The organism is Streptomyces sindenensis, assembly GCF_014649035.1.
GTDB classification, from domain to species: domain Bacteria; phylum Actinomycetota; class Actinomycetes; order Streptomycetales; family Streptomycetaceae; genus Streptomyces; species Streptomyces sindenensis.
Window position 1 is genome coordinate 158,685 of the sequence record NZ_BMSG01000011.1, and the last position, 14,161, is coordinate 172,845.

13 protein-coding genes are annotated in these 14,161 nt (G+C 73.3%); 5 read left to right on the plus strand and 8 right to left on the minus strand.

Translation table 11 applies throughout. The features are described 5' to 3' along the window. Positions 1-179: 179 nt before the first annotated feature. The gene (locus tag IE145_RS15205) at positions 180-1,898 is read right to left on the minus strand and encodes an outer membrane protein assembly factor BamB family protein (RefSeq protein ID WP_189525588.1); all 1,719 of its coding nucleotides are present in this window, start codon (positions 1,896-1,898) and stop codon (positions 180-182) included. Positions 1,899-1,973: 75 nt separating this feature from the next. Next, the gene (locus IE145_RS15210) at positions 1,974-3,788 is read right to left on the minus strand and encodes an ABC-F family ATP-binding cassette domain-containing protein (protein WP_189525589.1); all 1,815 of its coding nucleotides are present in this window, start codon (positions 3,786-3,788) and stop codon (positions 1,974-1,976) included. Between the two features lie 165 nt (positions 3,789-3,953). On the opposite strand from IE145_RS15210, the gene IE145_RS15215 reads away from it, so the two are divergent. The 4 genes from IE145_RS15215 to IE145_RS15230 all read left to right on the plus strand — a co-directional run bounded on the left by IE145_RS15215 (position 3,954) and on the right by IE145_RS15230 (position 7,217). Continuing rightward, the gene (locus tag IE145_RS15215; RefSeq protein WP_189525590.1) at positions 3,954-4,673 is read left to right on the plus strand and encodes a response regulator; all 720 of its coding nucleotides are present in this window, start codon (positions 3,954-3,956) and stop codon (positions 4,671-4,673) included. Further along, positions 4,670-5,863, plus strand: coding sequence for a sensor histidine kinase (locus IE145_RS33750; protein ID WP_268246818.1), 1,194 nt, complete (start codon positions 4,670-4,672; stop codon positions 5,861-5,863). The genes IE145_RS15215 and IE145_RS33750 overlap by 4 nt, the downstream gene beginning before the upstream one ends. A 334-nt stretch (positions 5,864-6,197) precedes the next feature. After that, entirely contained in the window at positions 6,198-6,773 is a 576-nt protein-coding gene (locus IE145_RS15225) for a hypothetical protein (RefSeq protein ID WP_189525591.1), read from the plus strand. A 30-nt stretch (positions 6,774-6,803) separates the two neighbouring features. Continuing rightward, positions 6,804-7,217, plus strand: coding sequence for a hypothetical protein (locus IE145_RS15230; RefSeq protein ID WP_189525592.1), 414 nt, complete (start codon positions 6,804-6,806; stop codon positions 7,215-7,217). A 90-nt stretch (positions 7,218-7,307) separates the two neighbouring features. Here IE145_RS15230 and IE145_RS15235 read toward each other — a convergent pair whose 3' ends face one another. The 6 genes from IE145_RS15235 to IE145_RS15260 all read right to left on the minus strand — a co-directional run bounded on the left by IE145_RS15235 (position 7,308) and on the right by IE145_RS15260 (position 13,514). Next, complete coding sequence (locus IE145_RS15235; protein WP_189525593.1) at positions 7,308-8,678, minus strand: acyltransferase family protein; 1,371 nt, start codon at positions 8,676-8,678, stop codon at positions 7,308-7,310. A gap of 81 nt (positions 8,679-8,759) precedes the next feature. Further along, the gene (locus IE145_RS15240) at positions 8,760-9,698 is read right to left on the minus strand and encodes a 4-(cytidine 5'-diphospho)-2-C-methyl-D-erythritol kinase (protein ID WP_189525594.1); all 939 of its coding nucleotides are present in this window, start codon (positions 9,696-9,698) and stop codon (positions 8,760-8,762) included. A gap of 86 nt (positions 9,699-9,784) precedes the next feature. Beyond that, the gene (gene rsmA, locus IE145_RS15245; protein WP_189525595.1) at positions 9,785-10,657 is read right to left on the minus strand and encodes a 16S rRNA (adenine(1518)-N(6)/adenine(1519)-N(6))-dimethyltransferase RsmA; all 873 of its coding nucleotides are present in this window, start codon (positions 10,655-10,657) and stop codon (positions 9,785-9,787) included. After that, positions 10,654-11,973, minus strand: coding sequence for a resuscitation-promoting factor (locus IE145_RS15250; protein WP_189525621.1), 1,320 nt, complete (start codon positions 11,971-11,973; stop codon positions 10,654-10,656). The genes rsmA and IE145_RS15250 overlap by 4 nt, the downstream gene beginning before the upstream one ends. A 128-nt stretch (positions 11,974-12,101) precedes the next feature. Continuing rightward, the gene (locus IE145_RS15255; RefSeq protein ID WP_189525596.1) at positions 12,102-12,968 is read right to left on the minus strand and encodes a TatD family hydrolase; all 867 of its coding nucleotides are present in this window, start codon (positions 12,966-12,968) and stop codon (positions 12,102-12,104) included. 174 nt (positions 12,969-13,142) lie between these two features. Further along, complete coding sequence (locus tag IE145_RS15260; RefSeq protein WP_189525597.1) at positions 13,143-13,514, minus strand: hypothetical protein; 372 nt, start codon at positions 13,512-13,514, stop codon at positions 13,143-13,145. Positions 13,515-13,978: 464 nt separating this feature from the next. On the opposite strand from IE145_RS15260, the gene IE145_RS15265 reads away from it, so the two are divergent. Then, positions 13,979-14,155, plus strand: a complete 177-nt coding sequence (locus IE145_RS15265) for a hypothetical protein (protein WP_098892314.1) — start codon at positions 13,979-13,981, stop codon at positions 14,153-14,155. Positions 14,156-14,161: the final 6 nt, after the last annotated feature.

Genomic DNA, 14,161 nt, shown 5'->3' on the forward strand with positions numbered 1-14,161 from the left:
AAGAGGGTCAATCCCCCTCGGAAAGGAGCGAATCGGGCATGGCTTCCGCGGTGTTACGACAGTCGGGCGGGGCTTCTTTCTACCACCCGCGAAGCATCGGGCACCGATTCGGGCCAACCCCTGTTCCCAAGGGAGAACCGCCTCGTGATGCCGTCGTTACGCCTTGGCGGAGGTGATGGTCAGTCACCGAAGGCGATCATCGTCCGCCTCTCCATCTCCTCCTCGTCGGTCTCTCCGTAGACCTGGGGAATCATGAGGAGGGAGCGTCCGTCGGCATGGAGGACGATCGGCTCGTCGAAGGTGCGCTCGGTCGCCGCAGCCGACGCCGGGTGCCGCAGGACCGGTCGAGGGGTGCCGCCCTGCGGACCGAGGGTCATGATGCCGCCCCCCACGTCCTTGGTCTTCGGGTCGGGCGGGCTCAGGTACATCAGCACCTTGCCGCCCTCGACCCGCAGCGGCATCAGGGTCTGCGTGGGCGGCGACGGGACCTTCCACTTCCTCTTGCCGGTGCTCATGTCGAAGGCGACGACGTCGTTGGTGAACCACCGGACCACAGGCCGGCTCTTCGTGCGGCCCACGGGCCGGCGCTTCGTGCGGCCCACGGGCCGGCGCTTCGTGGTGACGTAGAGCGTGTCCGTGTCGGTGTCGACGGCCACGCCCATGCAGATGTCGAGGTTCCAGCCCACTTCGCGCTCCTTGCCGGGGCACAGACCCTCCAGGGTGTCGCCTCCGGAGACCGGCCGGAAGCGGGCGGTCCCGTCGTCGTTCAGGACGGCGATCGCCGACGTGCCACCCACCAACGGGCCGTTCCGCAGGAAGATCACCGGCGGGTCGACGGAGTAGACCGCGTCGACGTTCCAGTCCTTCCTGACCTTGTACGTCCACAGGGTCCGGCCGGTGACCGGGTCGATGCGCCGCACCTCCGTGTCGATCGCGCCCTTCGACTGCGCGGGGCAGATGACAGAGGCGAGCATGACAGCCCCGCCGGCGAAACCCTCGACCTTGCAGGGGCCGGGCAGCTTGCCCCACAAGTGCTTGCCGTCACTGACCCGATAGGCCTCGGCACGGCCGAGGCCCCCGATCGTCACGACGTCGCCGCTGATCGCCATGATCACATACCGAAGATCGTCATTGTGCACCGCGCGATCGATGGTCGCGGACCAGCCGGCCTCACCGGTGGCCAGATCGATCATCTGAAGCTTGTCGCAGGTCCGATCCGCAGAGGTGTCGGTCAGGAGCCCGATGACGATCTTCCCGTCGGCGGTCGGCCCGGTGGGTGCCGCGCAGACGTCGGTGGGCAGGCGCAGGCTCCACTCCTGCGATCCGTCCTCCAGGGAATAGCCGGAGACCGTGCGGTGCATGGCCTTGACCACGGTGTCGCCGGTGACCCAGGGGCCGAGGGCGGCTGCCCCCAACGGCAGGTCCACCCCGTTCTTCTGGATCCAGCGGACCTTCGCCTCGCCCTCCTTGCGCCCCTTGTTGATCTCCGCGGCCTCCGCGGCGGGCGTCTTCTTCCGGCTCGGCCCCGCGCCGGGCTGCTTCGGGGCGATGCTCTCCTTCGCGACGGGCTTCCTGCCGTCTGATGCGTCATCGCCACCGACGACGAACCAGACACCCGCCCCAATCACGAGGGCCCCGGCGAGCACGGCGGCGACGAGCCCGGCGAGCCGGCCACGGGAGCGCCGGCCGGAAGGCCGGTTCGGAGGCTGAGGCTGCGGTCGGCCGTACGGGACGGGGGGCGGCTGCGGCGGACAGCCGTACGAGGACTGCGGAGGCTGCCCGTACGGACCGGACTGCTGGCCGTACGGGCCGGGCTGCGGCTGCCCCGGATCGCCGTACACACCCGGCCGCGGTTCGTACGGAGCACCGAAGCCCTGCTGTGGTGGCGGCTGCGACATCGGTGTGGTCCCCCTCGAATGTACGGCCTCTGCCGCCCCGTTCTACCACCCGTCACACCGGCCCCACGGGTCCGGTCAGGCGTCCTCGGCCAGTTCCAGCCAGCGCATTTCCAACTCGTCCCGCTCGGTGACGAGTTCGCGGAGCTCGGCGTCCAGCTTGGCGACCTTCTCGAAGTCGGTGGCGTTGTCCGCGATCTGCTTGTGCAGCGTGGTCTCGCGGGTGGAGAGCTTGTCGAGCTGCCGCTCGACCTTCTGGAGCTCCTTCTTCGCGGCGCGGGACGCCTGCGCGGAGACCGCCGGGGCGGCGGGCGCCGCGGAGGAGCGGGGCGCGGCGGCGGACGGGGTCGCCGCCTCCTCCATCCTCTGCCGGCGCTCCAGGTACTCGTCGATCCCGCGCGGCAGCATCCGCAGGGCGCGGTCGCCGAGGAGGGCCATGACCTTGTCGGTGGTCCGCTCGATGAAGAACCGGTCGTGGGAGATCACGATCATCGATCCGGGCCAGCCGTCGAGGAGGTCCTCCAGCTGGGTGAGGGTCTCGATGTCGAGGTCGTTGGTGGGCTCGTCGAGGAAGAGGACGTTGGGCTCGTCCATCAGCAGCCGCAGGATCTGGAGCCGGCGGCGCTCACCGCCGGAGAGGTCGCCGACGGGCGTCCACTGCTTCTCCTTGGTGAAGCCGAACTGCTCGCAGAGCTGACCGGCGGTCATCTCGCGGCCCTTGCCGAGGTCGACCCGGTCGCGGACCTGCTGGACGGCCTCCAGGACGCGCAGGTTCGGGTTCAGCTCGTGGACCTCCTGGGAGAGGTAGGCGAGCCTGACGGTCTTGCCGACGACGACCTTCCCGGCGGCGGGCTGCTCCTCGCCCTGGGTGCGGGCGGCCTCGGCGAGGGCGCGCAGCAGGGAGGTCTTTCCGGCGCCGTTGACACCGACGAGGCCGATACGGTCGCCGGGGCCGAGCTGCCAGGTGAGGTGGGTGAGGAGGGTCTTGGGCCCGGCCTGGACGGTCACGTCCTCCAGGTCGAACACGGTCTTGCCGAGGCGGGCGTTGGCGAACTTCATCAGCTCGCTGGTGTCGCGCGGCGGCGGCACGTCCGCGATGAGCTCGTTGGCGGCCTCGATGCGGTAGCGCGGCTTGGAGGTCCGGGCGGGGGCGCCGCGGCGCAGCCAGGCCAGCTCCTTGCGCATGAGGTTCTGCCGCTTGGCCTCTTCGGTGGCGGCGATGCGTTCGCGCTCGGCGCGGGCGAACACGTAGTCGCTGTAGCCGCCCTCGTACTCGTGGACGACGCCGCGCTGGACGTCCCACATGCGGGTGCAGACCTGGTCGAGGAACCACCGGTCGTGGGTGACGCAGACGAGGGCGGAGCGGCGGGCGCGCAGATGGCCGGCCAGCCAGGAGATGCCCTCGACGTCGAGGTGGTTGGTGGGCTCGTCGAGGACGATCAGGTCCTGCTCCTCGATGAGCAGCTTCGCCAGTGCGATACGGCGGCGCTCACCGCCGGAGAGCGGGGCGATGACGGTGTCGAGGCCGTGCTCGAAACCGGGGAGGGCCAGCCCGCCGAAGAGCCCGGTCAGCACGTCGCGGATCTTGGCGCTGCCCGCCCACTCGTGGTCGGCGAGATCGCCGATGACCTCGTGGCGGATGGTCGCCTTGGGGTCGAGGGAGTCGTGCTGGGTGAGGACGCCGAGGCGCAGCCCGCCGTTGTGGGTGACGCGGCCGGTGTCCGCCTCCTCCAGCTTGGCGAGCATCCGGATGAGGGTGGTCTTGCCGTCGCCGTTGCGGCCCACGACACCGATCCGGTCGCCCTCGGACACCCCGAGAGACACACCGTCGAGCAGGGCACGGGTGCCGTACACCTTGCTGACCTGCTCGACATTGACCAGATTGACGGCCATTTCACTCCTGTCCGGGGGATCGATCGACCTTCCCAGGGTACGGCGCGGCGGAGGGGGCCCGGTCGTGCGGTCCAGGGGCGTCCTGCCGATCAGGCCCGGTCCGGGACCGACCGGATGCCGGGATAGCCTCGTGCGGGCTCTTTTGCCGATCGACGGGGGAAATCTATGGGTTCGGTCCCGGTGACCGTTCTGGTGGTGAACGACGACGCGCTGGTACGCGACGGCCTGAGGCGCATCCTGGAGTCGGCCGACGACATCCGGGTGCCGGCGGTCTGCGGCCCCGGGGAGGCGTTGGAGCTGGCGCGCCGGCACCGGCCGGACGTGGCGCTGGTGGATCTGCACATGCCCGGCACGGACGGCATCGAGGTGCTGCGCGGTCTGCGGGCGGCGGACCGGCCGCCGAGGGTGGCGGTGCTGACGGGCTTCGGCGAGGACGAACACGTGCGGCGGGCCCTGCGGGCGGGGGCCGCCGGGTTCCTGCTCAAGGACGCGGCGGTGGACGAGCTGATCCCCGGTGTGCGGCTGCTGGCCGCGGGGGGCAGCGCGCTGTCGGAGCGGGTCGTCCGTTCGCTGCCGGGCAGCGCCGGGGAGGGGACCGCGCCCGCGGACCCGCCGGGGGCCCGGCTGCTGACCGCGCGGGAGCGGGAGGTGCTGGAGCTGCTGCCGTCGGGGATGTCCAACGAGGAGATCGGCCGCCGGCTCTTCCTGAGCCGGACCACGGTCCGCGACCACGTGAGTTCGCTGCTCGCCAAGCTGGGTGCGGCCAACCGGGTTCAGGCCGCCGTCATCGCGTCCGGGATGCGCCGGGGGCGGCGTACGGATGTGGCCGCCGCCCGGGACGCGGCCGGCCGGGACGCGGCCGGCCGGGACGCGGCCGGCCGGTGAGCCCGGCCATAGCCCGGCCGCGGCCGCTCCGGCGTCTGCGGCAGGGCAGGTGGGCCGGGCGGGTCAGGAACGGGCAGGTCCTGACGGACGGGGCGCTGGTCGCCGCCGCCGGGGCCGAGCTGCTGACCGTCGTGGGCGAGGTCGGCCGGCTGACGCTGGCCGGTTACGTGCTGGCGGTGGGCGCCCTGGTCGTGCGGCGTCGGCGCCCCCTGCTCGTCGTGCTGGCGACGGTGCCCGCGGCGATGACCGGCTACCTCTGGCTCGCCCCGATGTTCGCGCTCGGCACGGCGGCCCGGCTGGTGCGCAGTGGAGCGCTGGCCGGCGGGGCCGCCGCCGCGGTTTTCGTCGCCGCCGCCGCGCCGTTGGCGTACGAGATCCGGTGCGCGGGCCGGGCCGGCTCCCCGGCCGTCCTCGCGGCGGGCCTGCTGGGGCCGGCGCTGCTGGCCGCCGGGCCGACGCTGCTGGGGCGGGTCGCCCGCAGCCGCCGGGCCCTGGCCGACCGGCTGACCGAGGCGCGGGCCGCGCTGGCCCGGGAGCACCGGATGGCCGAGGAGCGGGCGGCGATGGCGGAGCGGGCCCGGCTGGCCCGCGAGATGCACGACATCGTCTCGCACCATGTGAGCCGGATCGCCGTCGAGGCGGGGGCGCTGAGCGTCACGGCGGACACGCCCGAGGCGCGCCGGGCCGGGGTCCGGATCGGCAGGATCAGTTCCCTCGCCATGACCGAGCTGCGCGACACCCTGGGGGTGCTGCGCGCGCAGGAGGCGGCGGGCGGCGGCCCCGGGGCCCTGGCGGACCTGCCGTCCCTGGTCGCGGGGAGCGGCGTCGACGCGTCGGTCACGGACCGGGTTCCGGCCTCCACCGAGCTCGGGGCCGAGACGGAGTACGCGGCCTACCGCACGGTGCAGGAGGCGCTGACGAACATCGTGCGGCACGCTCCGGGGGCTCGGGCGGAGGTGGTGCTGGCGCTCGGGGACGACGCCCTGCTGGTCGAGGTCGCCAACGGCCCGCCGACCGACGGGGCCACCGTGACGGGTGCGCCCGTCCCCGGGGAGGGGCCGGGCCTCGGGCTGGTGGGGCTGCGGGAGCGCGCGGCGCTGCTCGGCGGTTCGCTGGAGGCGGGTCCGGACGGCGACGGCTTCCGGGTCAGGGCACGACTGCCCCGGTCCGCAACGGCCCCCGGCGGCTGAGGAGGCTGAGGAGGCTGGGGAGGCCGAGGGGGCGGTCGAGGGGATGGAGGGGACTGCTCGCCCCTCCCCGACAGGTGTCGGGGGCACTCCCCCGACACCAGGACGGAGAATCCGCACGAAAAGCGACAGGTGCGACACGCCCCTCCCATCGATCTTGCGGGCGTTCAGGACGGTTCGTTACAACTCGACCCGCACCGAACGGCGTTCGCCCGACCGGCGTTCGCACGGCCGGGGTCTGTCCAACCGGCGTTCGCCCGACCGGGGTCCGTCCGACCGGGGTCCGTCCGACCGGGCGTCAACCATTCCCGAGCACCACCAGAAGGAAACACCTCACGTGTCTGTCTCGATACTCAGCCGCACCTCCCTCCGCCGTACGGCCGTCGCCGTCGCGGGCCTGACCGCGACGAGCGTTCTGCTCACCGCGACCTCGGCGCAGGCCGCTCCCGCAGAACGGGCCGCCCACGGGGCGCCGGTAAGCGCTACGGCGGACGACGACGCGGTGGCCCGCGCCTTCGAGGAGGCGCTGCGAATCATCGACGCGATCCCCGAGGAGGTCCTGGCCGAGGGCGAGGAGGCCACGGTGCGGTGGCTGGAGGAGCACGGCCGGAGCACGGTGACGGCGGACGGCACGCCGGTCCTCTACGCGTTCAACCTGGGCGGCTGCGCGCGGGGCATCGCCCTGGCGGTCGGCTCCAACATCTTCGCCATCGCCAAGGTCTACAAGGTGAAGAAGGCCATCGACAAGCTCGGCGGCGTGAACAAGGTGATCAAGAAGATCCAGTCCAAGAAGAAGAAGGGCAAGACCTTCAAGAAGGGGCTCATGGAGGTCTTCGAGGAGGCGGGCGGCGGCATCGGCGCCATCGCCGCCGAGATCCTCGGCATCGACGGCGTCGTCAAGAACTGCTGGTAGCCGGGGAATCAGGAGAGGGGTTTTCTGCCGATGACCGTCGTCGCGACCGCGCTGCGCTGGGCCTTCCTCGTGGCCGGAGTGGCCGTCCTGGCCGCCTTCCTCGTCAGCGCCGCCCGGGCCCGTACCACCGGCACCCGCTTCGGTGAACTGGTCGACGCACTGGAGAAGCGGTGGTTCGCCCCGGGCCAGGTGTTCTTCGCCGTACTGGCGGGCCTCGCCGGGTCCTGGGCCGCGGGCTGGGTGGGCGGGGCCCGTCCGCCGCTCCTGGAGTCGGTGCCGGTGCTGTTCCCGCTGGGCATCGTCGCCGCGTTCGTCGTCTGCCGTACGGGCGGGGGCGCGGGCGGCAAGGAGGACGCGGACCGGGACGGCAGGACGTTCCTGGTGAAGCTGCTCGCCCTGCTGGCCGCGCCACCGCTTCTGGGCGGTGTGATGACGGGCTGGTGAGGGCGGGGCCGGGAGGCCGATGAGCCGGGCTTGCGGCGGCGAGGCGCACGGAGGTCTCGCCGCCCGTCTCGGCCACTTGGGCCCCTGCCCCTACCGCCGGTCCGGGCCCCGCCCCGCCCGTTCCACCAGCAGCCAGCCGCCCAGGGTCATCGCGACGGCGGCCGGGGCGCTGACCGGGATCGCGATCAGCAGGGCCGTGCGGCCGTCCAGCAGGCCGCCGAAGCCGACCATGGACAGGCCGAGGACGCCGAGCAGGCAGAGCGTCGCGCCGAGCGCCGCGAGGGGGCCGGCCCCGGGGGCTCCGGACGCCGCGAGGGGGCCGCGGCCCGTGCCCGGCGCAGGCGTCGCCGGGCGTTCGAAGGTGCGGAAGGCGGCGACCAGGGCCGCGGTCAGGGCCGCCGCGAGGGCGAGGCGCAGCGGGACCTGGGCCCACCAGGCGGCCGACGCGGGCTCGGGCAGGTCGACGTCCAGGGCGAGGAGCGCCCCGTACACCCCGAACATCGCCGTGAGGTGCCAGAGGAACGCGGTCATCGCCACCCCGTTGGCCGCCACCACCGTGCGCCAGACGCGCGGGCGCTCCAGCAGGCGGGCCGCCGGGGCGCGGAGCAGCTCGACCGCGCCGACGAGCCAGAGGCCGTGGGCCAGCAGGGCGAGGGTGGGCGGGGCCATGTTGCTGACCTTCTCGCCGGGCATCCCGACCATGGACAGCGGGTACGGCCCGAACGCCACCAGCACGCAGGCGGCGACCAGGCCGCCCCCGGCGAGCAGGGCGGCGCGGCGCGGGTGGATGCGGCCGTCGGCGCGCAGGAAGCCGAGCTGATGGACGGCGAGCCAGACGAACGCGAAGTTGAGGAACTCGACGTACGGGACTCCGGCGGCGAACCGGAGGACATCCACCGCGACCGCCGCGCCCGCGAGACCGGCGAACGCACCCCAGCCGTACCGCTCGTGCAGCCGCAGCAGCGGCGGGGTGAAGGCGACCATCGCCAGGTAGATCCCGATGAACCACAGCGGCTGGGTCACCATCCGCAGGGTGACGCCGGTCAGCCCGCCGCCCCCGCCGAGGAGCTGGACCAGCAGCGCAGCAGCTCCCCAGACGAGGACGAAGACCATGGTCGGGCGCAGCAGCCGCTGGAGACGGGCGCGCAGGAAGGCGGAGTAGACGGAGTCCGCCGCGGCCCCCGAAGCGGCCTCCGGGCGCTTGCGGAGCAGGGAACGGTAGGACAGCGCGTGCGAGAAGCCCCCGACGAAGAAGAACACCGGCATGACCTGGAGCAGCCAGGTCAGCGGCTGGAGCGCCGGGACGACGGCGAGCAGATTGCCCACCCCGTCCGGGGTGACGGCGGCCATCAGCCAGTGGCCGAGCACGACCGCGCCGAGCGAGGCGACCCGGAGGAGGTCGACGTAACGGTCCCGGGTGGCGGGCGTCGCCCCGGCCAGTTCACGAACGCTTGATCCCATGGGCGTACGGTCGCGCGATGCGGGCGGGGCGCGGCAGCGCGACCGTACTCAGATCCGGGGTGAGTACGCCCGGCAGGAGGCTCAGATGACGTGCGCCCCCGGCGCCGGCGACACCGCGACGCGCGCGTTGCGGCAGGTCCCCGACGTCAGCAGCGCGGCCGCCACCTTCTCGGCCGTCTCCCCGTCCGGGACCAGGAACGCCGTCGTCGGCCCGGAGCCGGAGACCAGGGCGGCCAGGGCTCCGGCCTCCGTGCCCGCCGTCAGCGTCTGAGCGAGGGACGGGCGCAGGGAGAGCGCGGCGGGCTGGAGGTCGTTGCTCAGCGCGCCCGCGAGTGCGGCGGGGTCGCCGGAGCGCAGGGCGGCCAGGAGGGCGGGCGACGCGGTCGGTCCGGGGACCTCCGTGCCCGCCGTGAGGCGGTCGAACTCGCCGTAGACGGCGGGGGTGGAGAGGCCGCCGTCCGCCACGGCGAAGACCCAGTGGAATGTGCCGCCGACCTCGACCGGGGACAGCTTCTCGCCGCGTCCCGTACCGAGCGCGGCCCCGCCCACGAGGCTGAACGGCACGTCGCTGCCCAGTTCGGCGCAGATGGCCAGCAGCTCGTCGCGGCTCGCGCCCGTCCCCCACAGCGCGTCGCAGGCGACCAGGGCGGCCGCCCCGTCGGCGCTGCCGCCCGCCATGCCGCCCGCGACCGGGATGTCCTTGGCGATGTGGAGGTGGACGGCGGGGTCGATGCCGTACCGCTCGGCCAGCGCTACGGCGGCGCGGGCGGCCAGGTTGGTGGTGTCCAGCGGGACCTGCGCGGCGTCCGGGCCCGAGCAGGTGATGCGCAGCTCGTCGGCGGGGGTCGCGGTGACCTCGTCGTACAGGCCGACGGCGAGGAAGACGTTGGCCAGGTCGTGGAAGCCGTCCGCGCGGGCGGCGCCCACGGCGAGCTGGACGTTGACCTTGGCGGGGACGCGGACGGTGACCGCCGTACGCACAGGACCCGCGGGGACGCCCCCGGCTTGGGCGCGGCTCATTCCGGCACCTCCGGCTTGGGAGCGACTCATTCCGGCACCTCCGGCTTCGGCACGGCTCGTTCCGGCGCCTCCGGCTTGGGAGCGGCTCATGCCGACACCTCCGGCTTGTGTTCCGCGATCGCGGCGAACTCCTCCACCGTCAGCGCCTCCCCGCGTGCCTGCGGCGAGATCCCGGCGGCGACGAGCGCGGCCTCGGCGGCGGGCGCGGATCCGGCCCAGCCGGCCAGGGCCGCGCGCAGCGTCTTGCGGCGCTGGGCGAACGCCGCGTCCACGACCGCGAAGACCTCGGCGCGGGACGCCTTGGTGGCGAGCGGCTCGGTGCGGCGGACGAGCGAGACGAGCCCGGAGTCGACGTTCGGGGCGGGCCAGAAGACGTTGCGGCCGATCGCTCCGGCGCGCTTGACGTCCGCGTACCAGTTGGCCTTCACCGACGGCACGCCGTAGACCTTGTTGCCCGGGCGGGCGGCGAGGCGGTCGGCGACCTCGGACTGGACCATGACGAGGGTCCGCTCGATGCCGGGGAAGCGCTCCAGCATGGTGAGCAGGACGGGCACGGCCACGTTGTACGGGAGGTTCGCCACGAGCGCGGTGGGCGCGGGGCCCGGCAGCTCGGTGACCAGCATCGCGTCGGAGTGGACGAGGGCGAAGCGGTCGGCGCGCTCCGGCATCCGGGCGTTCACCGTGGCGGGCAGCGCGGCCGCCAGCACGTCGTCGATCTCGACGGCGACCACCCGGTCCGCCGCCTCCAGCAGCGCCAGGGTCAGCGAGCCGAGCCCGGGGCCGACCTCGACGACCACGTCGTCCGGGCGGACCTCGGCCGTGCGCACGATACGGCGGACGGTGTTGGCGTCGATGACGAAGTTCTGACCGCGCTGCTTCGTGGGGCGTACGCCCAGCGTCGCGGCCAGGTCGCGGATGTCTGCGGGCCCCAGGAGGGCGTCGGGCTCTGTGCTGCTCACCCGGTAAGCCTACGGCCGCAGTGGGGCCACGGACTCGCCCCCCGCTGCGCGTACAGCTTCTTCGCCCGGTACGTCTGCTCGGCGGCGGGCGCGTCCTGGGGCCGTCCGCTGCCGCCGAGGGACTGCCAGGTCTGCGTGTCGAACTGGTACAGCCCGCCGTACGTGCCGCTCGGGTCGACCGCGTCGGCGCGACCGCCGGACTCGCAGGCGGCGAGCGCCGGCCAGTTCAGCCCGTCCGCCCCGGCGACGGAGTCGGGCCGCTCCCGGGTGCCGGTGCGCACGACGCGGCTGACCGGCCGGTGGACCAGCTCCTCGGCGGCCCGCCGCGGCTTCTGCCGGACGCCGTTGACGGTCCGGACCGCGTACGTGACCCGGCGTACGCCGTTGCGCCCGGCCCGTTCGACGACCTCGGTGCCCCGGAACAGGGCGGGATCCTCGCTGCGTTCGACGGCGTACGGGACCGTCTCCTCGCGCACCTCGCGGGTGTCGGTGATCCGCATGACGGAGATCGTCTGGCCGTCGCGCGGGAAACTCGCCGGGGCGACGGAGGTGGTGTCCTCGCCGTGCAGGGTGATCCCCGCTTCGGCGAGCGCCTCCCGGACGGTGGCGGCGTTGGTGCGCAGGGTGCGTTCCTGGCCGTCGGCCATGAAGGTCACGGCGCGTTCGGTGCGGACGGTGAGGGTGAGGCCGGTGCGGGCGATCCGGGTGGAGCGGGCGGCGGAGAGGTGCGCCCCCTCGGCCCGGATCCCGAACTCGCGCAGCGCCCCGGCCACGGTGTCGGCGGTCGTCCAGACCCGGTGGCGGACGCCGTCGAGGGTGAGGGTGACGGGCCGCCCGTAGCGGACGGCGACCTCGTCGCCGTGGTCGAGGCCGGTGCCGGGGCGCGGGGAGACCCGGTCGTGCGCGCCGACGGTGACGCCCTCCTCCTCCAGCAGCTCGGTGACGTCGTCGGCGAAGGTGTGCAGGGTCCGGGGCGCGCCGTCGACCTCCAGCCGGACGGCCTTGTCGTGGGCGACGAACGCGGTGGTGCCGCCGGCCAGGAAGGCGACGACCAGGGCCCGGGGGACGAGCCGGCTCAGCTTCAGGTTCTCGGGGTCGGCGACGAAGGCGCGGCGGCGCTTGGCGGCCCGTCGGGCCTCCGCGCGGGTGGGGCCCTGGCGGGGCACGGTGGGCGGCGGCAGCTCGGTGCGGGTGTCGACGAACGGGGTGTCGACCATGGTCGGGGCGTGCGCCCCCGCTCCGGCCCCGCCCCCCAGCGTCAGCTGCTCGTGGAACGCGCCGGGGCGCCCGTCCTGAGCAGTGCTCAAACCGTTCACGCCGTTCAAGCCGTTCACGCCGCTCCCGAAGATCCGCCCGTCGACACCCCGTCGTGCGCGGGGACGATAGCGGAGCCCCGGTCACTCTCCAAAGCGACACAACCGCGGAGAGTGACCTACGGTGGCGGTCAGAAGTCGAACGCCCGCGCCGTGTTGTCGTAGATCGCGGCGGCCAGGGCGTCCTCGTCCAGGCGTTTCACCTCCGCCATCGCGCGGAGCGTGACGGGGATGAGGTAGGGCGCGTTGGGCCGGCCGCGGTAGGGGGCCGGGGTGAGGAACGGGGCGTCCGTCTCCACGAGGACCAGCTCGGCCGGGGCGACGGCGAGGGCGTCCCGCAGGGGCTGGGCGTTCTTGAAGGTCACGTTGCCCGCGAACGACATGAAGTACCCGGCCCGCGCGCAGATCCGGGCCATCTCGGCATCTCCGGAGTAGCAGTGGAACACCGTCCGCTCGGGCGCGCCCGCGTCCGCCAGCACCCGCAGCACGTCCGCGTGCGCGTCGCGGTCGTGGATGACCAGGGCCTTGCCGTGCCGCTTGGCGATCTCGATGTGGGCCCGGAAGGACTCCTCCTGGGCGGCGATGCCCTCGGGGCCCGTACGGAAGAAGTCGAGGCCCGTCTCGCCGACCCCGCGCACATGGTCGAGGGCGGCCAGCGCGTCGATCTCCGCGAGCGCCTCGTCCAGCGCCGCCTTGCCGCCGGGCTCCCGCGCCCCCTGCCGCGCGGTGCCGTCCGGATCGCCGTGGACGATGCGCGGGGCCTCGTTGGGGTGCAGGGCGACCGAGGCGTGGACGGCGGGGTGGGCGGCCGCGGTCTCGGCGGCCCAGCGGGAGCCGGCCACGTCGCAGCCCACCTGGACGACGGTGGTCACGTTCACCGCGGCGGCCCGGGCGAGGGCCTCCTCGACGGTGGCGTCCTGCATGTCCAGGTGGGTGTGGGAGTCGGCGACCGGAACCCGCAGGGGCTCGGGCAGCGGCGGGGCTTCGGTACGGCTCATGCCGACGATCGTACGAGGACCCCGCCCCCCGCAGGACGTCGGCATGAGGCGCCGCCGACGTCGGCATGAGGCCCCCTACGACCTACGACGTCGGGGTGAGGCCCCACGACGTCGGGGCGATGCCCCACGGCATCAAGGTGAGGCCCCGCCACGTCGGCATGAGGCCCGAAGACGTCATCTGCGGTGGAACGGGTGCAGCAGGTCGGACAGCCGCCAGTGCCGGTCCGGAGTGGCGGCCGTCGACACCGTACGGTCCTTCGCGCCGGTCTCCGCGGTCTGCGGCATCTGCTGCTTCCGCAGCAGCTCCTGAACGCCCGCGACCCGCCCCGCCCGCATGATGCGCACCACGTGTCCGCCGCAGTTGGCACAGGTGGGCGTGGAGAGCGGCGACGGCACCCGCTCACCGTCCGCCGTGTAGACGACGAACGCCTGGCCGTGGACGTCGACGTGGTGCTCTATCTCGTAGGACTGCTCCCAGCCGTACCCGCACTTCATGCAGGCGAAGGCGTACGCCTCATGGACAGTGGTCGCTGCGGTCTCGCTCATGCCTGCTCCTCTTGTCCGCCGGTCACGCACTCCGGGGACGGCCGACCCGCCCGAAGGGTTCGAACAGGTGGCCCGTCCCTTCCAGTGGACACCTGCACCCGGATGGACGCACCAGCTCAGAGGCATTGTTGATGCGTTCTTGGCCTCTTTGGGCCGCCCTTTGCCGACGCATGGCGCGGTGGAGGAGACAGGCAGGACAGCGCGTGACCGCCGGGCCACCGAGCGCCCCCGAACGCGCCGCGCGCCGACCGTGAACGCGCCCGCGCACCACCCCCGCCCGCCCCCACCCCCCTTCCTTGAATTACCAGGGATTTCGCGCCGTTCACACCCCGTCCGCACCCCATGAATTCATCATTCAATTGAATCCATGATTTCCCCGGATGCCGCCCCCGATTTGCGAGGCCCTCATTTCTCCTTTTCACTCATTACGTCCACCCCATTTCCCACAGGACGGGGAACAACTCATGTTCACCACGGACACCACTGCCACCGACGTCGAGCTCGACCTCGACGCCGCTCTCAACCCCGGTGAGGTCGAAGGTCTGTACCGCGACTCCCGCGAGTGCGCCTACCTGGCGCTCCTCGCAGGCGGCGGAGCCCTGCTGCTCTCGCCTCCGACCCCGCGCCCGAAGAAGGGCTAGTCGCCG